Source organism: Novosphingobium beihaiense (assembly GCF_022832375.1).
Lineage (GTDB): Bacteria > Pseudomonadota > Alphaproteobacteria > Sphingomonadales > Sphingomonadaceae > Novosphingobium > Novosphingobium beihaiensis.
This window is the reverse complement of sequence record NZ_JALHLG010000016.1, coordinates 14287-34741: the sequence shown is the minus strand read 5'-3', so window position 1 is coordinate 34741 and position 20455 is coordinate 14287. Positions and strand designations below refer to the sequence as shown.

General features: G+C 62.8%; 18 protein-coding genes. 7 read left to right on the top strand and 11 right to left on the bottom strand.

What is annotated here, in order from left to right; all coding sequences use genetic code 11:
• Window positions 1-76: 76 nt before the first annotated feature.
• From MTR66_RS12440 to MTR66_RS12425, 4 genes are all read right to left on the bottom strand, one after another.
• The gene (locus MTR66_RS12440) at window positions 77-820 is read right to left on the bottom strand and encodes a GntR family transcriptional regulator (protein WP_243921479.1); all 744 of its coding nucleotides are present in this window, start codon (window positions 818-820) and stop codon (window positions 77-79) included.
• A 98-nt stretch (window positions 821-918) separates the two neighbouring features.
• A complete protein-coding gene (locus MTR66_RS12435) occupies window positions 919-1701 on the bottom strand; it encodes an SDR family NAD(P)-dependent oxidoreductase (RefSeq protein ID WP_243921476.1) in 783 nt (260 codons plus the stop codon).
• Between the two features lie 8 nt (window positions 1702-1709).
• The gene (locus MTR66_RS12430) at window positions 1710-2486 is read right to left on the bottom strand and encodes an SDR family oxidoreductase (RefSeq protein ID WP_243921474.1); all 777 of its coding nucleotides are present in this window, start codon (window positions 2484-2486) and stop codon (window positions 1710-1712) included.
• Window positions 2483-3793 (bottom strand): acyl-CoA dehydrogenase family protein, encoded by a 1311-nt coding sequence (locus tag MTR66_RS12425; RefSeq protein ID WP_268740477.1) that lies wholly within the window; start codon window positions 3791-3793, stop codon window positions 2483-2485. Before MTR66_RS12425 ends, MTR66_RS12430 begins: the two co-directional genes overlap by 4 nt.
• A 203-nt stretch (window positions 3794-3996) precedes the next feature.
• On the opposite strand from MTR66_RS12425, the gene MTR66_RS12420 reads away from it, so the two are divergent.
• Window positions 3997-5037, top strand: coding sequence for a phosphotransferase (locus MTR66_RS12420; RefSeq protein ID WP_243921470.1), 1041 nt, complete (start codon window positions 3997-3999; stop codon window positions 5035-5037).
• Window positions 5038-5067: 30 nt separating this feature from the next.
• Window positions 5068-5856 carry an enoyl-CoA hydratase-related protein gene (locus MTR66_RS12415; RefSeq protein ID WP_243921468.1) on the top strand — a complete coding sequence of 263 codons (789 nt, stop codon included), beginning with the start codon at window positions 5068-5070 and terminating at the stop codon, window positions 5854-5856.
• A gap of 353 nt (window positions 5857-6209) precedes the next feature.
• Here the strand turns inward: MTR66_RS12415 and MTR66_RS12410 are convergent, their stop codons facing one another.
• From MTR66_RS12410 to MTR66_RS12390, 5 genes are all read right to left on the bottom strand, one after another.
• On the bottom strand, window positions 6210-7175 hold the full coding sequence (locus tag MTR66_RS12410) for a cyclase family protein (RefSeq protein ID WP_243921466.1): 966 nt from the start codon (window positions 7173-7175) through the stop codon (window positions 6210-6212).
• A gap of 148 nt (window positions 7176-7323) precedes the next feature.
• Complete coding sequence (locus MTR66_RS12405) at window positions 7324-9480, bottom strand: TonB-dependent receptor (RefSeq protein ID WP_243921464.1); 2157 nt, start codon at window positions 9478-9480, stop codon at window positions 7324-7326.
• Between the two features lie 426 nt (window positions 9481-9906).
• Window positions 9907-10560, bottom strand: a complete 654-nt coding sequence (locus MTR66_RS12400) for a glutathione S-transferase family protein (RefSeq protein ID WP_243921462.1) — start codon at window positions 10558-10560, stop codon at window positions 9907-9909.
• A gap of 156 nt (window positions 10561-10716) precedes the next feature.
• The gene (locus MTR66_RS12395) at window positions 10717-11268 is read right to left on the bottom strand and encodes a VOC family protein (RefSeq protein ID WP_243921460.1); all 552 of its coding nucleotides are present in this window, start codon (window positions 11266-11268) and stop codon (window positions 10717-10719) included.
• A 57-nt stretch (window positions 11269-11325) separates the two neighbouring features.
• Entirely contained in the window at window positions 11326-11880 is a 555-nt protein-coding gene (locus MTR66_RS12390) for a VOC family protein (RefSeq protein WP_243921458.1), read from the bottom strand.
• Window positions 11881-12389: 509 nt separating this feature from the next.
• Here MTR66_RS12390 and MTR66_RS12385 point away from each other — a divergent pair.
• Both MTR66_RS12385 and MTR66_RS12380 read left to right on the top strand, forming a co-directional pair.
• The gene (locus MTR66_RS12385) at window positions 12390-13301 is read left to right on the top strand and encodes an SMP-30/gluconolactonase/LRE family protein (protein ID WP_243921456.1); all 912 of its coding nucleotides are present in this window, start codon (window positions 12390-12392) and stop codon (window positions 13299-13301) included.
• Between the two features lies 1 nt (window position 13302).
• The gene (locus MTR66_RS12380) at window positions 13303-14958 is read left to right on the top strand and encodes a class I adenylate-forming enzyme family protein (RefSeq protein WP_243921454.1); all 1656 of its coding nucleotides are present in this window, start codon (window positions 13303-13305) and stop codon (window positions 14956-14958) included.
• A gap of 279 nt (window positions 14959-15237) precedes the next feature.
• Here the strand turns inward: MTR66_RS12380 and nadC are convergent, their stop codons facing one another.
• Entirely contained in the window at window positions 15238-16122 is an 885-nt protein-coding gene (gene nadC / locus MTR66_RS12375) for a carboxylating nicotinate-nucleotide diphosphorylase (RefSeq protein WP_243921452.1), read from the bottom strand.
• On the bottom strand, window positions 16119-17441 hold the full coding sequence (locus MTR66_RS12370) for a Rieske 2Fe-2S domain-containing protein (protein WP_243921450.1): 1323 nt from the start codon (window positions 17439-17441) through the stop codon (window positions 16119-16121). The genes nadC and MTR66_RS12370 overlap by 4 nt, the downstream gene beginning before the upstream one ends.
• Window positions 17442-17606: 165 nt before the next feature.
• On the opposite strand from MTR66_RS12370, the gene MTR66_RS12365 reads away from it, so the two are divergent.
• From MTR66_RS12365 to MTR66_RS12355, 3 genes are all read left to right on the top strand, one after another.
• Window positions 17607-18803 (top strand): Gfo/Idh/MocA family protein, encoded by a 1197-nt coding sequence (locus MTR66_RS12365; RefSeq protein WP_243921448.1) that lies wholly within the window; start codon window positions 17607-17609, stop codon window positions 18801-18803.
• Window positions 18800-19792, top strand: a complete 993-nt coding sequence (locus MTR66_RS12360; protein WP_243921446.1) for a PhnD/SsuA/transferrin family substrate-binding protein — start codon at window positions 18800-18802, stop codon at window positions 19790-19792. Before MTR66_RS12365 ends, MTR66_RS12360 begins: the two co-directional genes overlap by 4 nt.
• Before the next feature lie 144 nt (window positions 19793-19936).
• On the top strand, window positions 19937-20425 hold the full coding sequence (locus MTR66_RS12355; protein WP_243921443.1) for a MarR family winged helix-turn-helix transcriptional regulator: 489 nt from the start codon (window positions 19937-19939) through the stop codon (window positions 20423-20425).
• Window positions 20426-20455: the final 30 nt, after the last annotated feature.

Here is a 20455-nt window from a genome sequence, read left to right as displayed (position 1 = left end):
CTAGTGCTGCTCGCTGATCAGAAATCAAGCAACACACCCCCGGCTATTCAGCCGTAAAACACGCCCAAGGCTATAATCAGGCGGGCTTTTCCGCGGCGCGAAAAGCTTCCAGCGCCGATATCGACCGGCCGATATGCGCCCGCGCCGCGCGTTCGGCACGGCTGGAATTTCCGGCGGCCACGGCCTCCACGATATCGGTGTAATCGCGATGCCGGCGCCGGTCGGCGGTGCGGAGCAAGGAGCGGAACTGGACGCGAATCAGGTGAATGTGCACTTGCATCATCACCCGGCGCAGCGCCGCATTGTCCGCCATCGCGGTAAGCGCGGAATAGAATGCGTCGCGGGCCTTGGCATGATCCGCACTGGGCGATGCCGGATCGAAACGCATGATATCGGCGGCCGCATGCTGCAGGCGCTCCAGCCCCTCGTCATCGCTGCTATGTTCCGCCGCCAGCCGGGCCGACATGCCGACCAGCCCCTGCACCACTTGCAGGCTGTCGATCGCATCCTTCAGGGTCAGGATACGGATCAGCGCGCCGCGTTGCGGCAGCAGATCCACCACGCCCATCGCCGCCAGCCGGTTGAGCGCTTCGCGCACGGGCCCCCGGCTGATGCCGTACTGTTCGGTAAGCTGCGCCTCCACCAGGCGCTGCCCCGGCTCCAGGCGGCCTTCGTATAGCCCCCGCACGACATCCTGGATCACCCGGTCCCGTGGGCTCAACGGCTTGCTGGCCACGGGTTCCGGTGCCTGCTCTCCGAGTGGATCTTGCACTTGCACCTTACCGGCATCCCCCCCGGCATCGTTCTGCTGCGTCTTCATAGCGCCGCAAAATGGCCGCGTTCACCGGGCCGCGCAAGTGCACGCCCGGTCCGCCGCAATTCCATCAACATCCCTCTGCCTCCCGCCTTCCCCCGCATTCAGATCCCCGGCACCGTCACGGTCATCCCGCCATCGATGACGATCGTCTGCCCGGTGATGTACCGGGCCGCGGCGGACGCCAGGAACACCGCCGTTCCGGCAATGTCGTCCGGCTCGCCAATGCGGCCCAGCGGCACGCCCGCCAGCGCCTTGGCCCGGTTGCCGTCGTCTTCCCACAATGCACGGGAAAAGTCTGTACGGATCAAGCCTGGCGCGATGCAGTTCACACAGATGTTCCGCGCGCCGTATTCCACCGCCAGATTGCGCGCGAGCTGGAAATCCGCCGCCTTCGAAATGTTGTAGGCCCCGATCGTCGCCGATCCGCGCAAGCCGCCCATGGACGAGATCAGGACGATGCTGCCGCCCCCGCTGCACTCCATATCGGGCGCCACCAGCGCGGCCAGCCAGTGGCTGGACAGCAGGTTGGTGCGCAGGATCTTTTCGAACTGCTCGTCGCTGATTCCGGCCATCGGCCCGTAGTAGGGATTGGCCGCGGCATTGCAGACCAGCACATCGACCGGACCGAACTGCTTTCGCGTCTCGGCCACAAGGGCTTCGACCGCCTCACGCGAGCCGACATTGGCGGCAAACGGCACGGCCTTACCCGCCCCGCGCGCATTGATCGCAGCGGCCACCTCGCCGCAAGCCTCCTGCTTGCGCGAGGACACCATGACATTGGCGCCCGCCGCCGCATAAGCCTCGGCAATCGCACGCCCGATCCCCCGGGTCGCGCCCGTCACGATGGCGGTCTTGCCTTCAAGGCTGAACATAGGTTGCGTCATGGAATCACTCACATTGCCGATATGCCGCCGTCTATCTTCAGTTCGGACGCCGTCACGAAACGGCTTTCGTCCGATGCCAGATAGAGAACGGCCTGGGCCACTTCGTCCGCCTCGCCCAAGCGCCCCAGCGGAACCTGCTTTTCCAGTTTGGCGAACACGGTAGCCTCGTCCTTGTCTCCCACCAGATCCTGCAGGATTGGCGTGCGGATAAAGGTGGGATGCACCGAATTGCAGCGCACATCCCACCCCTTGCGCGCGCAGTGCAGCGCCACCGACTTGGACAGCAGCCACACCGCCGCTTTCGAGGCATTGTAATTCGCGAACGTCGGCGATGCGATCAGCCCGGCAATCGAGGAAAGATTGACGATCGAGCCCGGCTGATTTTCGCGCAGCAGCGGAATGGCATGCTTGCAGCCCAGGAACACGCTGTCGACATTGATCGACATGCCCCGGTGCCATTCGTCGAGATCGAAATCCTCCACCGATCCGGTGAGCACCACCCCGGCGTTGTTGACCAGCACCGAAAGCCCGCCCATCGCCTCCCGCGCGGCCTGCAAGGCGGCGATCCACTCCTCCTCACTGGTCACATCGAGCCGCGCGGGAAAGGCCGTGCCCTCCCCCAGATCGGCATTGATCGCCGCGGCCTGATCGCGCGCGGCAGGCTCGTTCACATCGGTGACCAGAACCTGCGCGCCTTCCTGCGCCAGCAGGCGGGCAGCGGCCGCGCCGATGCCCTGCCCGGCGCCGGTGATCAGCGCCTTCTTCCCGGCGACGCGGCCGCTCATGCTGGAAAATCCTCGGGCCGGGGCCAGAGCCCTTCATCGGCCATGAGATCGGCTTCCTGAAGCGGCAGCACATTGGCGAAACCGCCCGTGGTTTCCGGCAAGACATTGCGATAGCGGCGCAGTTCCAGCTTGGCGATCTGGTTGCGGTGCACTTCGTCCGGCCCGTCCGCCAGACGCAGCAGGCGCGCGTTGGCAAAGGCCATCGGCAGAAAATGATCGTTGCTGGTGCCGCCGCCGCCGAACATCTGGATCGCCCAGTCGACGATCTGCTGCGCCATCGAGGGTGCCACGACCTTGATCATGGCGATTTCCTGGCGAGCGGCCTTGTTGCCCACCGTATCCATCATGTGCGCGGCCTTAAGCGTCAGCAGGCGCGCCTGCTCGATCATCACGCGGGCCTGCGCGATGCGTTCCATCGAGGTGGTCTGTTCCGACAGCGGGCGTCCGAAGGGTTCGCGGAACTCGGCGCGGCGGCACATGCGCTCCAGCACGCGTTCGGACAGGCCGATCAGACGCATGCAGTGGTGGATGCGGCCCGGCCCGAGGCGCCCCTGCGCGATCTCGAAACCGCGCCCCTCACCCAGCAGGACGTTGGACTTGGGCACGCGCACATTTTCGAACACGACTTCCGATGCCCGGTCCGGCACGCCATAGAAGCCGAAGACCGGCAGCGAGCGGACCACGCGCACCCCCGGTGTCGCGCGCGGAACAAGGATCATCGACTGGCGCCGGTAGGGATCTTCGGCTTCCGGGTGGACCCGGCCCATGAAGATCATGATCTGGCAATTGGGATGCGTGGCGTTGGTGGTGTACCACTTGCGCCCGTTGATCACGTAGTCATCGCCATCGGGCACGATCTCGCTGGCCACCTGCTTTGCATCCGAAGAGGACCGCTCGGGCTCCGTCATCGCGAAGGCGGAGCGGATCTTGCCCGCCAGCAGCGGCTCCAGCCACTCGGCCCGCTGCGCATCCGTGCCATAGCGCAGGATAGTTTCCATGTTGCCGGTATCGGGCGCGGAGCAATTGAACACTTCGGGCGCAAGGAAGCTTCGGCCCATGATTTCGCACAGCGGGGCGTATTCCAGATTGGTCAGCCCGTCTTCGGTATGCGCGGCGGGCAGGAACAGGTTCCACAGCCCTTCATCGCGGGCGATCACCTTCAGCCGCTCAACCGTGGGATAGACCTTCCAGGGCCCCATCCGCTCCGCTTCGAGCTGGAACTGGCGCTCGGCAGGATAGATGTGCTCTTCCATGAACGCGTGCAATCGCTGCGCCAGCTTTTGACTTCTTTGAGACTGTTCCAGCATATGTCCTCCTAGAATTTTTGTCCTACGATTTAAGGAAGGATAGCGCAAGCCACACATCTGGATTGCAGTCGCGATATTGCGGAAATCATAGCATCAATTGAAGGTAATGCTGGCAGAACAGTCTCGCAGACAGCCTTTATCGCTGGCATCTCTCTGTCGAGAATCGTAGGACGTTATAAAACGAATCACAATGGAACGGATGTATGGCAGAGGCACCCCTCACCCCGGCGGAAGACGCCGCCCCCGCAGCCTTGGACGGCTGGCTTGAAAAAGCCGTCGCCGGATACCGTGGGCCCGGCACGCTCAGCAAATGCGGTTTCGGCCAGTCCAACCCCACGTTCCGTCTATCCTCGCCATCGGGGCAGTACATCCTGCGCCGCAAGCCGCTCGGCCCGCTGCTGCCCAAGGCTCATGCGATTGAGCGCGAATTCCGCGTGCTGCGCGCATTGCAGGACAGCCCCGTGCCCACCCCCAAAGTCTTCGCCCTGTGCGAAGATGCAACCGTCATGGGCGCACCGTTCTATGTGATGGAATTCGTCGAAGGGCGTATCTTCTATGACCAGACGATGCCCGGCCTTGCCGCCGCCGAACGCGCCGCGATCTTCGACGGCATGAACCAGGCCGTGGCAGACCTGCATCAGGTGCGGCCCGCCGACGCTGGCCTCGCCGATTTCGGGCGCAGCGAGGGCTTTGTGGAACGGCAGGTCGCCACCTGGACGCGCCAGTACCGCGCCGCCGAAGGCGAACCGATCGATGCGATGGAGAAACTGATCGCCTGGCTGCCCGCACACCTTCCGCCCGAACAGCCGGGCCGGATCTTCCACGGCGATCTGCGGATCGACAACATGGTATTCCACCCCACCGAACCGCGCGTGATCGCCCTGCTGGACTGGGAGCTTTCCACGCTGGGCGATCCGATGGCGGACTTTGCCTATCACATGATGGTCTGGCGCGTTCCGCCCGATCTGTTCCGCGGCCTTGCCGGGCTCGATTTCGCGGGCATGGGCATTCCTTCGGAAGAGGAATATATCCAGCGCTATCTGACGCGCAGCGGGCGCACGGACCTGCCGCACTGGAATTTCTATCTGGCCTTCAGCCTGTTTCGCGTCGCAGCGATCCTGCAGGGCGTGTGGAGCCGTGCCCAGACCGGGCAGGCCAGCGCCACCGATGCCGAGGAAGTAGGGCGCAAGGCCCGCCCGCTGGCGGAAATCGGCTGGGACATCGCCTGCGCCGCCCGCGCCTGAAAACACACTTACACACAACGGGAGACCCTTATGGAACAGCAGAGCCACGAAGCCGTGCTCTATGAGAAAATGGGCGCGCACGTGGCGCTCGTCACGATCAACCGGCCCGAAGCGCGCAATGCCGTGAACGGTGCGGTTGCCGAAGCGATCGAGGGTATCGTGAAGAGCGTGGAGGCGGACGGCGATATTCGCGCCGTCGTGCTGACCGGCAGCGGCGGCAAAGTGTTTTCGGCAGGCGCCGATCTCAAGGAAGTCTCCGCAGGCAATCTCAACAAGCTGATCCGGCCGGAAACGGGCTTTGCCGGTTTCGTGTTCCATGAGCGAACCAAGCCCTGGATTGCCGCCGTCGAAGGGCTGGCCCTGGCCGGAGGCTGCGAGCTGGCGCTCGCCTGCGACATGATCGTCGCCAGCGAGGGCGGCGCTTTCGGTCTGCCCGAAGTGCTGCGCGGGCTGATCGCGTCAGCGGGCGGCCTGTTCCGCCTGCCCCGCGCCCTGCCCCGCGCCATCGCCATCGAGATGATCCTGACGGCAGACCGCCTGCCTTCGGAGCGGGCTGCCGAACTCGGCATGGTCAATCATCTGGCCCCTGCTGGCGAAGTGGTTGCCGCCGCGCTGGCGATTGCGGAAAAGATCGCGAGCAATGCCCCGGTCGCTGTCGCAGAGAGCCTGAAACTGGCAAAGCTCTCCGCCGATCTGGAAGATGGCGAGCTTCAGCGCCTGAGCCAGGAAGCGCAAGACCGCATCATGCTGACCGAGGATTTCCAGGAAGGCCCGCTGGCCTTCATCGAAAAACGCGCGCCGGTGTGGAAGGGCCGCTGACAAGCCTTCAGCAGGATCGAAACCTGCGGCCTGGACAGTGAAACGGCATATCCCCACTCGTCATGCTGAACTTGTTTCAGCATCCATCGTGCCGCGCGTTCTGCCTTTGGATTGATGCGCTTCGCCTGCCTTCCGGGGAGCTAACCGGCGGCCTTGCGCGTGACAATGACCGGCAAAGCAAAACGCCTGATGGACCCTGAAACAAGTTCAGGGTGACGAGGTTGAGAGAAAACGCTCCGTGCGCTTTGCCTCACGTCCGAAATGCCGGATGAAATTAAAACGGGGCGGAGGATCACCTCCGCCCCGTTTTTTCCGTTCAAGACTGGCGGCGCCAGAAAGCCCCGCCAAGCCCCTCACTTAATCACGACCGGATTCACCGGCGCGCCGGTTCCCTGCACCACTTTGAGCGGCGCCGCCGTGTAGAGAAAATCCCACTGGCCATCTGCGGCGCAGTCGTCCGCCAGCTTGTCCAGCAGCAGGATCTCGGCCAGCGTGATGCCCAGATTGCGCATCAGCGCCATGTGCAGCGGCAGCAGCACCCCGGTCTCGGGCTCGAACGTCACTTCGTTGGCGATCGTATCGGTGCACAGGCTGGGGATTTCCATGTCTGCGAACCACTGCACCAGTTCCGGGCTGTAGGTCAGGCCCGGCTCCAGGAAGTCCTTATAGAACTCCTCGGCGGGAGTGTAATAGAACGAGCCGATCCAGCCGGTGCGGATCACCAGAATGTCACGCTTGCGGATTTCCACGCCTTGCGCGGCGGCGGCTTCCATCAGGTCCTTGTGGGTGAAGGTTTCGCCCCGCCCCAGAACCTTCTTGCCGCGGTGGCGCGCCATATCGATCAGCACGCCGCGCCCGACGACGCCGCGCTCCCCGATCGGGCAGACCGATGCCTTCTTCAAACCGCCTGCCGTCGTTTCCGCCGGATAGCCGTTCCAGATCTGATCGTCGTACCAGACATGCCCCAGCGCATCGTACTGGGTGCTGCCCTGCAGCATCATGATGATCATGTCATCGGAGTCTTCGAGACCGCCGGGATAGTTCTTTCCGGCCCCGGCGAGAAAATCGCCCCGGTCTCGGATCTGGACGCGCTGCGGCTGCGGGCGGCCCGGCCAGATCGGATCGCCTTCGGGACGGCCGATCTCAAGGCCTAGCGTGAAGGTCTTGCCGGAGCGGATGCAATCGCGGCCGGACAGCACTTCGGGCTCGTTCAGGTAGTTGAGGCTGCCCACTTCATCGTCGGGGCCCCACTTGCCCCAGTTCTTGGGGGCATCCTTGAGCAATTCCCGGGCGTGGGGGATATCTCCCGATACGCACATGGCGACTTCTCCTTTTCACTAGCTTCTGCTGGGGGTCACTGACGAAAACGCGAATATTCAAAACGGCCTGAGGGCAGGACCGTCATCAGACGCCCTGCCCTCGCCATGCGCCGCGAACGGCCGGTTCCAAGCCGTTCGCAGGCCGGGGTCACAAGTTGGCCCGCAGCGTGACGCCATAAGTCCGCGGCGGCTCGACATAGACGGCACCTGCATTGGGATAGGGACGGCCCGTCTCACCCGCTGCGGCATGCGTCGCTTCATTTTCCAGATTGCGGCCCCAGACGCTTACATCGAACCGTCTGTCCGCCGTCGTGTACGTCAGGCTGACATCAGTCTTGCTGAAGCGCTTCTGGCGCAAATCAGGCTGGTGGCTGAACGTATCCCAGTACCCGCTGTTGTAGGACGTATCGGCCCGGAACCGGAACTGCGCCCCGCTGGCAAGCGGAACGGTCTGTTCGAGTCCGGCGGACAGCGTCAGCTTGGGCGAATAGGGCAGGACCAGCCCGCTGTAGTCCGCCGTCCCGCCGCTCAGCAGGTCGACGACGAACGTGCGCAGCTTCGCATTGAGCGTGGATGCCGAAAGGTTCAGCTTGGTCGTGGGCGTGACCGCAAAGGCACCGTCCAATTGCACACCGTACATGCGGCTGTGCGGCGCGTTATAGAGCTCGGTTCCGCCCGTGCCCACGTCGTAAGCCTGCACGATCTGATCGCGATAACGGTAGTAGAACGCCTCAAGATTGAGCTGTAACCGGTTGTCAAAGAAACGGTTCTTCGAACCGAGGGTGAAACCGATCATCTTCTGCGGATCGATATTCTCGCCCTGCAGCGGCGCGGAAACCTGGAAGGTGCCCGGATTGAACCCGGTCTGCACATTCGCATAGACCAGCGATTGCGGGCCGGCATCCGCCTCCACGCCCAGCTTCCAGTTGAAGCGTTTCCAGCTGTTGGAATAATCGTAGCTCAGGATCCCGCGCGAAAAATCGGGGTTCGGGAAGAAAGCCTCGGCATTGTCGGCCGCCAGCTTGTCCCACGAATAGCGCGCCCCGGCGGTCAGCCGCACACTGTCCGTCACCGAATAAGTCGCTTCGCCATAGCCCGCGAGCGCATCCATCTTCACAACCATGTCGACACCGCCAAAGTTGGGGCCGAAGACGAAGTAGAACGGGCTGGACTGGTGCGACTGGGAGAAACCCACCATCCACTTCAGCCTGCTGCCATTATTGCTGGAAACGCGCACCTCGTTGCTGAGCTGCTTGTAGCCGATGACCGAATCCTGCTTGAAGCCCACGATCGATCGCGCCGTCACGTCCCGGGCATAGATGTAGCCGGGAATATACGTGACCGACACGGCACCAAGGTCCAGATCGATCTGCCCGCCGAACTGCCATGAGCGGTAGCGGGTCTTGCCATAGTCCGTTGCCAGGCCGTCCGGCGGATAGGCGAAGGCAGAGGCGGGGTCCGTTTCCGGATAGTCGTAAGGGCCGCCTGCCGGATAGGGCACGTACTGCAGAGGCGACGGCTTCGACCTCCCGCGATAGTAGCTGCCCCACAGGAACGCGGACAGGGTGCCGGTCGGTTCGATCAGGACGGACAGACGCCCTGCCAAAGCGTTTTTGTCATACGTCCCGTTGTTGTTGTAGCCATCGTGCTTGTCGAAATAGACAGCGCCGCGCACGGCCACGCTGTCGTTCAGCGGTACATCGATGCCGCCGTTCAGCACGGTGGAATCGTAATTGCCCTTCTCAAGCGATGCCTGAACACCGAAGTCCCAGCCCGGACGCCGGGTGTTGACGTTGACGACACCGCCCACCGCGCTGCGTCCATAAAGCGTGCCTTGCGGGCCGGGCAGAACCTCGACTTGCGCGACGTCGAACAGGCCTGCCCCCGTCGTGTAGCGGGGCAGGAAAACGCCATTCAACTGTGTGGCGACCGATTCCGGGATATTGGGATTGCCGACCTGCGACCCGACGCCGCGGATGAAAACCTGCGTTTCGCTGCCCTGCACCGCGAACTTCGCCGACGGGACCAGCTTTTCAACCGAAGACAGCGTTGTCACACCGCGCGCAACCAGCGTTTCGCTGTTGACCGCAGTCACTGCGGCAGGCGTTTTCTGCGATGTTTCCGAACGCTTCTGTGCCGTCACGATGATATCGCCCAGCCCATCGGCCGGAGCACCTTTGCCAGTAGTGCTGTCATACACGACGCTGGCGGACTCCTGCGGCGCTTCCTGCGCGGCGGCCGGGCTAACAAAAACGGGCGCAACCAGCGCACTCGTCGTCATCCATATCTTCAGTGACTTCTGCATTTTTCTCCCCTCCCATGGTTTTTCGCAATGCGCCCGAGAACCGCATTCCGCCATCATCACGGGTGTTTTGCATTTCATGCAAAACATTGATATTATTGATTTTAACCTTAGGAACCTGGCGCTAATCCACCTTCCCCCGGCACAGCGGTTCATGCCGCAAAGACAGCACACACCACTCAGTTGGAGGACGTATTCGCAACCCGCCAGAATGGCGTCAGCTAGAGTTCAACGCTAATGGTTAGATATCACTTCGGTTTTCCAGCCACCCGGCTGCGCCATTCACGCTTTCATTTCCTTCTCCCGCATCGATACGGCTTTTCATGCCGCTTCCGAGCCTTGATCGCGTTCTATACTTATCTCGCAATAGAGTAGATTACAATCTATTAGATATCAAATTATATTTGCTGCCCGAGCAGGCCTGGAAGATCAACCTGCCGCTGCCATGCGCTCCTGCAGACCGGCCTCCATGCCTGCCATGCAATCCCCGACATGCTCGTCCTGCCGCACCGCGTCGAGATAGGCGGTAAGCTTCGGACCGGCTTCGGGAAGACCTTTCACGCCATGCGCGGGCAGGATCTGCTGGAACAGGAACAGGAAAGGCGCAATGGCGCAATCGGCCAGACTGCGCACGTTTCCGGCAGCATAAGGCCCGGGCGCGATCCAGGTTTCAAGCGCCGCCAGCCCTTTCTCAATCGTACCGGCAGCCAGCGCGGCAACATCCTCGCTGTATGGATTCACCGTCATGTTCAGAAGCTGGATCGACGGCGCGGCGATATAGATATCCGCCGTGCGCATGAGCAGCCGCATGAGCGAACGCTCCATGGGCGTGCCGGGAAGCAGCGAAGGCTCAGGGAACAAGTCTTCGATCGTCTCGCAGATCACCTGGGTTTCCGGAAGGGCTTTCCCATCCAGCATGAGCACCGGAATCTTGCGCAAGGGATTGAGATCGCCAAACCCGCCCTCGCGGACAAAGGCACGCTCCGGGATGATCCGCGTGAATTCCACCCCCTTGATCGCAAGCTGGATTTCGACCGTGCGCGCATAAGGCGATATCGGCGTGGTATAGAGTTCGAGTTTCATCGGCATACTCTCTGGGCCCGCCCGTCAGAGGAAGGCGCTATGCCCCGGGCACCGCCACGCAACGCCGGACGGCGCGGCCACAAGCCTGCCTCTCAAGAAGCAGACCGTGAGCGCAGGGGCTAAAAAACGGCGGCCCAAGGGCCCGCAGTCCGGAAATCAGTTCGCGGCGTTGTCCGCAATCCAGGCATCAAGAACGTTGTGCGCCTTTGCCTTTTCGGCCTTCAAAATTTCGTCATACTGCGGCACCGGCGCCGTAATTTCGAGATTCAGGCCACTAGGATCGCGCAAGTAGATCGACCTGGAAAATCCCTTGTCGACAGGGCCGGTATAGGCATGGCCATCTGCCGAAAGCCGCCCTTCGATATCGGCAAGCTCCGCCTCGTCCGAGACCTTCAGCGCCATCTGCAGATCGGTGCTGGCATAGGGAGCCAGCGGGGCCGGATCGGATTTGGCGGGAATATCGAAAAACGCCACGAAATCGCCGTCACCCATGCGGTGGAAGATGTGCATGAAGTCCACCGGATTGCCGAAGCCGTCATCATCGAAGTGACAGGCTGCCGTCAGCGGAAGCCCCAGGACATCTTCGTAGAAATGCCGCGTCACTTCCGCATTGGTTACCCGCAAGGCCGGATGATGGATGGAAAGAACGGGCGGCGCTGGCAAAGTCAGACCCGGGGTATCCTTCGTTGCTGTCGCTGTGCTCGTCATGGTTTTTCCTTTCGAAACTGATGCAGGGCCAAAACCGGAGTTTACGCGCGCGCCGCCTCAGGCGGCGGCACTTCCGGTCCGCCCGGTCCAGGCCTCCAGAGCGCTGTGCGCATTGACGGCTTCCCCGGCCATGATCTCTTCATGGCGGTCCACCTCATAGGTGAATTCGAGCATCACCCCGTTGGGATCGGGGAAGTAGACCGAAATCACGAAGTCGTGATCGAGCGGCCCCGCGAATTCGACACCGGCTTCGGTCAGCCGTTCCTGCCAGCGCTTCCAATCGGCTTCCGATGAGACTTTCATCCCCACATGGAGATCCATCCCGTCGAGGGGCTTGTATATGTCCGGACGGGGATCACCGGGCACGTGATAGAAGCCGACGAAACCGCCGCCGGTCATGCCAAAGAGCATGTGCAGAGCTTTGACCTTGCGCCCATCGGCATCCACTTCCGTGGGAATGGCGGCGCAAAGTTCAAGCCCCAGAATATCCTCATAGAAGTGGCGGGTCTCTTCCGGATCGAAACAGCGGAAAGACAGATGCTCTATCGAACGAACGGCAGGCTTTACTGCCGTTGCCGCCCCCTGATCCTTGGTCATTGCCGCAATCGCCATAAGCTCCTCCACCAGGTTGCATGATGCAGCCGAGGCGCTTCTTTCGCGACTCTGTTCCGCATCCGTCTCCAACGATGGAATCAACACTACTATATGGAAGTGTTTCCGCAAGCGTTATTTGCCACATTGTCCTACAAAATTTTTTAAGGAAGACCATCGCCCTACAGGATCGAAAGCGACAAAACCCACGTATTACCGTTGATTTTTGGTGTTTTCACCGTTCCTGACGCTTCCGCAGCCACTCCGGAAACAGAGCTATTTGACGCCGATCGCCTCTTGACGCTCGGCTGCAATCGGCACTATCCGAATGAAGATAGTTCCATATCGAAGTGCACTGACACTTCCAGCGGACAACATGGGAGAAACGAGAGACCGCCTGCCACCGCCCCGATCGGCCGGGCATGGGCTGGACTATGTCCAGTCCGTCATGCCGCAAGCGCACGCACAGCGCGGCGCCTCCTCCGCAAGTCCGGCTAACCTTTTATCATAAAAGAGAAAGTGAAGAGGTCATGGAGTTGGATGTCATTGCCGAAGGGCTGCATTTTCCGGAAGGGCCGGTGGTCATGCCCGATGGCTCCATCATCTTTGTGGAACTGATCGCCGGACGGCTGTCCCGCGCCTGGGGCGATGGAAAGGTCGAAACGATCGCCGAACTGGGCGCCTGCCCTGCCGGTGCCGCACTCGGCCCGGACGGCGCGGTCTATGTCGCCAATATCGGCGGCATGGACTTTGCGACGATGGACGCACTCGATGGCCCCGGCAACGAAGGGCGCATAGAGCGCGTTGACCTGGCGACCGGCAAGTCCGAACGGCTCTACGACAGTTGCGACGGCCTGCCGCTTTCCGCCCCGGACGATCTTGTTTTCGACGGCCACGGAGGCTTCTGGTTCACTGACCTTGGCAAGGACTTCGCCCGCCACCGCGAATATGGCGGCCTCTACTATGCCAAGCCGGACGGTTCGCTGATCACCTGCGGGCGCTATCCCGCCGTGGCACTGAACGGGGTGGGGCTCTCCCCCGATGGCAAGACGCTCTATACGTCTTCCACTACCACATCGCGGCTGTGGCGCATCCCGGTCCTGGCGCCGGGCCAGCTGGAACCCGCGCCTGATGTCTCGCGCGCAGGCAGCCCTGCGACGGGCGATCTGATGGCCACTATTCCAGGCGATTGCGGCGTGGACAGCCTGGCGGTGACGGCATCGGGAGCGGTCTGTGTGGCGACGCTCTATCGCGGCGGCATTACCACCGTGCGCGAGGACGGCACGATGGATTACCTGCACTTGCCGGACGAATACACCACCAACATCGCCTTCGGCGGCGAAGACATGCGCTCAGCCTACATCACCCTGTCCGCCAGCGGCAGGATCGTGCGGGTGCGCTGGAACGAACCGGGCCTCAAACTCAACTACGGATTGTACTGATATGAGCGACACGCTTTCCCCGCACCCCTGGCTTTCCCTCTACGGCGATGCCCCTGCCGAATTGCAGCCCGCGCGCGGCAGCGTGCTGGACTTGTTCAGAGACGCGGTGAAAACCAGTCCCGGTGCCACGGCGATCATCTATTTCGACAGGCGCCTGACTTACAGCGAACTGGATGAGGCGAGCGAGGCGCTGGCCGGATGGCTGCTTGAACAGGGCACGAAGGCAGGCGACCGGGTCGCGGTCGTCCTGCAGAACGATCCGCAGTTCGTAATCGCCATGCTCGCGGCGTGGAAAGCTGGCGCGGTGCCAGTGCCGATGAACCCGATGTACCGCACCAGCGAGCTGACCGGCCTGTTCGGAGACTGCGCGCCGCGCTTCATCTTCTGTTACGCCAACGACGCCGATGTCGTTCAAAAGGCGGTGGATGCGGCGGGCAGCGGGTCGGCGCTCGTCGTGTGCAGCCCGCGCAACTACCAGTCCCGCGATGACGAGCGCGTGCTGCCGCCCGAATGCCCAGTGCCGGACGGCTATATCTCCTTCCCTGAGGCTATCGAGGCCGGAAAGAACCGGCCCGTGCCTGCCGTTTCCCCGGCAAGCGGCGATCTCGGGCTGATCCTCTACACCTCCGGCACCACGGGCAAGCCCAAGGGCGCCATGGCCCGGCACCATGCGCTGGCTTTCAACGGCAATACGATCGTCGAATGGTGCGAGTTGGATGCCGATACGCGTATCCTCGCCATCGCGCCGCTGTTCCATATCACCGGCGTCGTCTGCCATGTCGCCGCGGCCTTTGCCGCCGGGTGCTCGATGATCCTCAACTACCGGTTCGAGGCGGCTTCCGTCCTCGATGCAATCCGCTCCGCGCGGCCCACGTACACGATCGGCGCGATCACCGTGTTCAACGCGCTGATGAACACACCCGGCGCGCAAAAGGACGATTTCGGCTGCTTCGAAAGCGTCTATTCGGGCGGCGCGCCGATCCCGCCCTCGCTGCGCACCGAATTTCTGGAGCGCATGGGGCTGCTGATCCACACCAGCTATGGCATGACCGAAACGTCCGCCCCCACCCATCTGTGCCCGCTGGAAGTGGAAGCGCCGGTCGATCCGGAATCGGGCGCGCTGGCCATCGGCATTCCGGTCTACAACACCGAAGCCAAAGTGATCGACGAGCAGGGCCACCGCGCGCCGCCCGGCGTTGCGGGCGAACTGTGCCTGAAGGGCCCGCAGATCACGATGGGATACTGGAACCAGCCCGATCAGACCGCCGAAGCGCTGGTGGACGGCTGGCTGCACAGCGGCGACATCGCGGTGATGGACGAAGCAGGCTGGTTCTATCTGGTGGACCGCAAGAAGGACGTGATCATCGCCTCCGGCTTCAAGGTCTGGCCGCGCGAGGTGGAGGACGTGCTCTACACTCACCCCGCCGTGCGCGAGACCGCCGTGATCGGCGTAGCCGACCCCTACCGGGGCGAGACGGTCAAGGCCTATGTCTCGCTCAAACCCGATGCCAAGGCCGATCCGGCCGAGTTCCAGGCCTACTGCAAGGAACGGCTGGCCAGCTACAAAGTGCCCAAGATGGTCGAAGTGCTGGACGATCTGCCCAAGACCGTGACCGGCAAGATCCAACGCAACGTCCTGCGCGATCAGAACACATGAACAGAGGCCGGGGGACGCTCTCCCCCGGCCTTCCTATCTCTGCCTGTGGTCATCACGGCCATTCGTGTCGAGCCCTCAGCACGAATGGCCGTGATACGCTTCAAGTATACGAAGGTGTGCCCCAACCATCTGTATGACAGGCTCAAAGTTCGCACTACTATTCTTCGTCATCCCCGCGCAGGCGGGGATCCCGCTTCTGCCAGCATTCGCAAGAAGAAAAAGCGGGGCCCCCGCCTGCGCGGGGGCGACGAATTGTATTTTGAACTGAGTTTCTTCGCGTCAGCAGGCTTCGCTCACCACTTCCGCCATCGCATAGTCGAGGCCGATATCGGCGGCGGGAGCGCTCTGGGTTATGCGGCCCACCGAGACGAAATCGACACCGGTTTCGGCAATCGCCCGGATCGTGTCGAGGCGGACACCACCCGAGGCCTCGATCGGCACCCTGCCCGCGACCAATGCGACGGCTTCGCGAAGCACGGCAGGCGGCATGTTGTCGCACAGCAATCGCTCTGCCCCGGCCGCGAGTGCCGGTTCAATCTGATCGATCCGGTCAACCTCGACCTGAAGCTCAAGGCCCGTGTTCGCTGCCTTGGCGGAGCGCACCGCCTCCTCGATGCTGCCAACGATGGCGACATGGTTGTCCTTGATCAGGATGCCATCGTCGAGCCGCATGCGGTGATTGTGCGCACCGCCGGTGCGCGCCGCGTATTTCTCCACTACGCGGAGACCCGGCACGGTCTTGCGCGTATCCAGCAGCTGGCACCCGGTGCCCTCGATAGCATCGGCGTAAGTGCGCGTGAGCGTGGCGATGCCACTCAGGTGCTGCAAGGTGTTGAGCGCGGACCGTTCCGCCGTCAGCATCGCCCGCCCCGCGCCTTCCAGCCGCAGGATCGGCGTGCCGGCTTCCAGCCGGTCTCCGTCTTCCCGCAGCCGTTCGATATGCACGCCGGGATCGGCATGGCGAAAGAACGCCTCGGCGAGCACCACACCCGCCAGCACGATCGGTTGCCGGGTTGCGATTTCGGCTTTCAGGCGCGCGTGGGCCGGAACCGTGATGGCGCTGGTGACGTCTCCGCCCTCGCCGAGATCCTCGGCAAGAACGGAGGTTACGAACCGGTCGAGTTCACCGGCATCAAGTCCTGCGACAGTACCGGCAGCGCTCACGCAAGCTCTTCCTGCTTGCCGGTGGCCTTGCCCTGTTCGCGCAGCGCACGTTCCTCGGGCGAAATATTGTATTCGCGCCAGTCCTTGTCCTTGGGCACCATGCCCTGGAACGAGATCAGATTGGCCTGCGGCAGGACCGTGCCCGTGGTGCCGATGGCAGGCTCGCCCTTTTGCACGGCCTGCGCGGCGCGGTACATCTGGGTGCGGAAGGTAAAGATCGCCTTGTCGCTGGTGCCCAGGTGATCCTCGCTGCGGTCGGCGATCTTGCCCATCGATTCCCACATCGCCATGTCCTGGCAGGGAATGCCGTAGATGCCGGTGAAATCACCCGCCTTCATCGCCTCGCGGTCCTGCATGTAGTTGTTTTCGTAGTTGCGGACCTTGCGGAACGTGACCGGCTCCACGTCCTTGCCGATTTCCGCGCCGCAGAACTTGCGCCAGGCATCGCGGGTGATGCCCGTTTCGGTGTGCCAGGCGATCCAGTAGAAGAACGTGTTCTCGTCATCGATGGGGATCAGCAGCTGGCTCAGGTGATACTTGTCGTTCGACGGGATGATCACGGTGAACGGCGCAATGAACAGCGAAGTGCGCACATAGTCCTGCTTGTCCGCATCCTGGACCGGCTTGCGGATCGCGGCATAGCGGAAGCCGAACGGCGTCTTTTCCACTTCGATGCGCGGCGACTTGTCGGCGGACGGCCGCAGCCAGGCCGTGTCGGTCGCGGTCGAGCCACTGACATCGGTTGCCGTCGGCATATTGGTCGAGTGCAGGCTGGAGCTGTGCGAGGAATCGATCGCGCCTTCCAGGATCTGTGCCCAGTTGCAGGCGCCGTGGATCTTCATGATCGCGATCTTGTCATCCGGCGCGGACGACCAGTTGGGCGCGTTAAATTCGCCCACATTATCGGGATCGCCCATCCAGACCCAGATGAAGCCTGCCGATTCGATCACCGGATAGGCCTTGGCCTTGGTCTTGCCCTGCATGCTGGAATCGGCGGGCTCGGACGACATGTCGACCACATTGCCTTCCACGTCGAACTTCCAGCCGTGATAGAGGCAGCGCAAGCCGCATTCCTCGTTACGGCCGAACACCAGCGAGGCGCGGCGGTGCGGGCACAGTTCGCCCAGCGCGCCCACGCGCCCTTCGCTGTCGCGGAACACCACCATGTTCTCACCCAGCAGGCGCACGCGCAGCGGCGTGCCGTCCGGCTCGGCCACTTCCTCGATCATGCATGCGGGAATCCAGTGCTGCCGCATCAGCTGCCCCATGGGGGCATCGCCCTCAACGCGGCACAGAAGATCATTTTGTTCAGGTGTCATGGATCATCCCTCCAACCGTCACAGATGCACGCCCCCGCGAATTCGCATGGGAACGCCCTCTGGAAGTCATCAAATCAGCAGGTTGCAATTACTTCTATATAGAAGTATATGCGTTTTGCAAGACAGGCAGTGGAAATTTTGGGTCAGGCAGGCACGATCGCGCTTATGAGTACCGTCAATCTGGGAATCGCGGGGCTGGGGCGCGGGTTCATGCTCACGCTCCCCGCGCTTCGTGCCCATCCTTCCATCCGGCTGGCCGGTGCATTCGATCTGCGTGCAGATGCCGTCCGGCAGTTCGCGGAGGAATTCGCGGCAAGCGGGCATTTCTCGCTGGAGTCGCTGCTTGCCGATCCGGCCATCGGCGCGGTTTATATTGCCACGCCGCACGGGCTTCACGCGGAACAGGCGATCGCGGCTCTGGAAGCGGGCAAGCATGTACTGGTCGAAAAGCCCATGGCCACCACGGTGGGCGAGTGCCTGCGTATGGCCGATGCGGCACGGCAGGCCGGAAAAGTGCTGATGACCGGCCCCAGCCATGGCTTCGACGAACCCGTGCGCACCGCCGCGCAAATGGTGGCATCGGGACGGTTCGGCCGCGTGCGCCTGATCACCTCGTTCAATTTCACCGATTTCATGTACCGCCCCCGCCGCCCCGAGGAACTGGACGAGGCGCGCGGCGGCGGCGTGGTCTACAGCCAGGCCGCGCACCAGATCGATGTGGTGCGCCGGATCGTGGGCCAGCCCGCCACCGCGATCCGCGCCGTAACCGGCAACTGGGACCCCGGCCGCCCGAGCGACGGCGCCTACAGCGCGCTCATGACCTTTGCGGACGGCGCAGCCGCGTCGCTGACCTACAGCGGCTATGCCCATTACGACAGCGACGAACTGGTGGGCTGGATCTCGGAACTGGGGCAGGACAAGGACCCGTTGCGCTATGGCGATGCCCGCCGGGCCCTCGCCTCTCTCTCTGGCGAGGATGAGATGCAGGCGAAGCTCGCCCGCACTTACGGCAGCCCGTCGGCAACGCCCGTCCACCCGGCACCGCATCACGAACATTTCGGCTTTCTGCTGGTAAGCTGCGAAGGCGCGGACCTGAAAGTCCTGCCGGACGGGATCGAAGTCTTTGCCGATGCCGCGCGCGAACACATCCCGATCGCCCCCCCCGCCATTCCCAGAGCCGCTGTCATCGAGGAATTCACCCGCGCCATCGCCAGCGGGGATACCTCCGGCCATGACGGGCGCTGGGGCCTGGAAACGATGGCCTGCTGCGCCGCCCTTATTCAGTCCGGCCGGACCGGCACCGATGCCGATCCGCGCCGGATCATCCAAGATCATCAACAATCGGAGACGTCATCCAGATGACCCGCCTCAATCTTTCGCTTGCCTGCTGGGGCTATGACCGCACCGAAGCCCTGCAGACCGGCCTGGTCCGTCCGGATGGCATCGATCTCAATTTTCAGGCGCTGGATGTCGAGGAAACCTTCTTCCGCATGCTGCGCAACAAGGAATTCGATGTCGCCGAACTCTCGATGTCCTCCTACTGCGTCACGCTTGGCCGCGAAGACCCGCCGTTTATCGCGATCCCGGTCTTCCCTTCGCGCTTCTTCCGGCACTCGTGCATTTTCGTATCGGCGAAGAGCGGGATCGAAAAACCGCAAGACCTCGTGGGCAAACGCGTCGGCGTGCCCGAATACCAGATGACCGCGCCGGTCTGGATTCGCGGCATCCTGCAGGACGAATACGGCATCGATCCCGCCTCGGTCACCTATGTGACCGGCGGCGAGGAGACGCCGGGGCGCGAGGAAAAGCTCAAGCTCAACCTGCCGGACACGTTCAAGGTGGAACCAATCGGCCCCACGCAGACGCTCACCCGCATGCTGGCCGATGGCGAGATCGACGCGCTGCACACCGCCCGCGCGCCCTCCACCTTCTACAGCGAGCCGGACAAGGTGCGCCGCCTGTTCCCCGATTTCGTCGATGTCGAGAAGGCCTATTACGCGAAGACGGGCATCTTCCCGATCATGCATGTCGTAGCCATCCGGCGCGAGGTTTACGAAAAGCACCGCTGGGTGGCACAGGCGCTCTACAAGGCCTTCTGCGAGGCGCAGAAGCTGACCTACGAGCAGTTGCAGGTGTCCGCCTCGCTCAAGACCATGCTGCCCTGGCAGATCGCCATGGTCGAAGACACGATCGCGACCATGGGCCATAACTGGTGGCCCTATGGCGCCGGGCCCAACCGGCATGTGATCGAGACCTTCACCCGCTATCATCACGAACAGGGCCTCTCCCCCCGCCAGTTGACGGTGGAGGAGATGTTCGCTCCGGAAACGTTCTCCGAATTCGTGATCTGACTCTTCGCAAAAGCGCCGCGTGCCCTTCCAAGGAGCCGCGGCGCCTCTCCATTGTGTTTGGGCCCATTGTGTTTTGGCGCCGACTGCGAAATATGCTCCCGCTACAGGATCGCGCCTGCCCGCGATCGCTCAGGGAGCATACCTTTGCCATCGAAGCCCACCCCGCTGGACCCGGAAAAAAGCGCCGGATATCAGGTTCGCCGCTGCCACAGGCGCTTCGACCGCCTGCTGAATTCCTATCTGGCCCGGCACGATCTGAAGACGGGCTTCTGGTACTACCTGCGTATCCTGTGGATTCAGGACGGGGTCAGCCAGAAATACCTCAGCGACATGACGAACGTGGCCGAAAACACGACCGCATCGATCATCAACGCCATGGTGAACGAAGGCCTCGTCACCCGCGAGCGCGACAAGCAGGACAAGCGCAAGTTCTGCATCCGGCTGACCGAACGCGGCCGCGCCCTTGAGGGCGAACTGATGCACTATGCCGCGCAGATCAATCGCGTGGCCGCCGCCGGTATCGATCCGGCGGAGATCGACCTGTGCCTCTCCGTCCTGCGCCGCATGTCGGAAAACCTTGCGGATGCTTTTGCCGACCTGTCGCGGGAGAGCGAGGAACTCCCCTCCGAATAACCGGACGCTGGCCGCCGAAGGCATCGGATC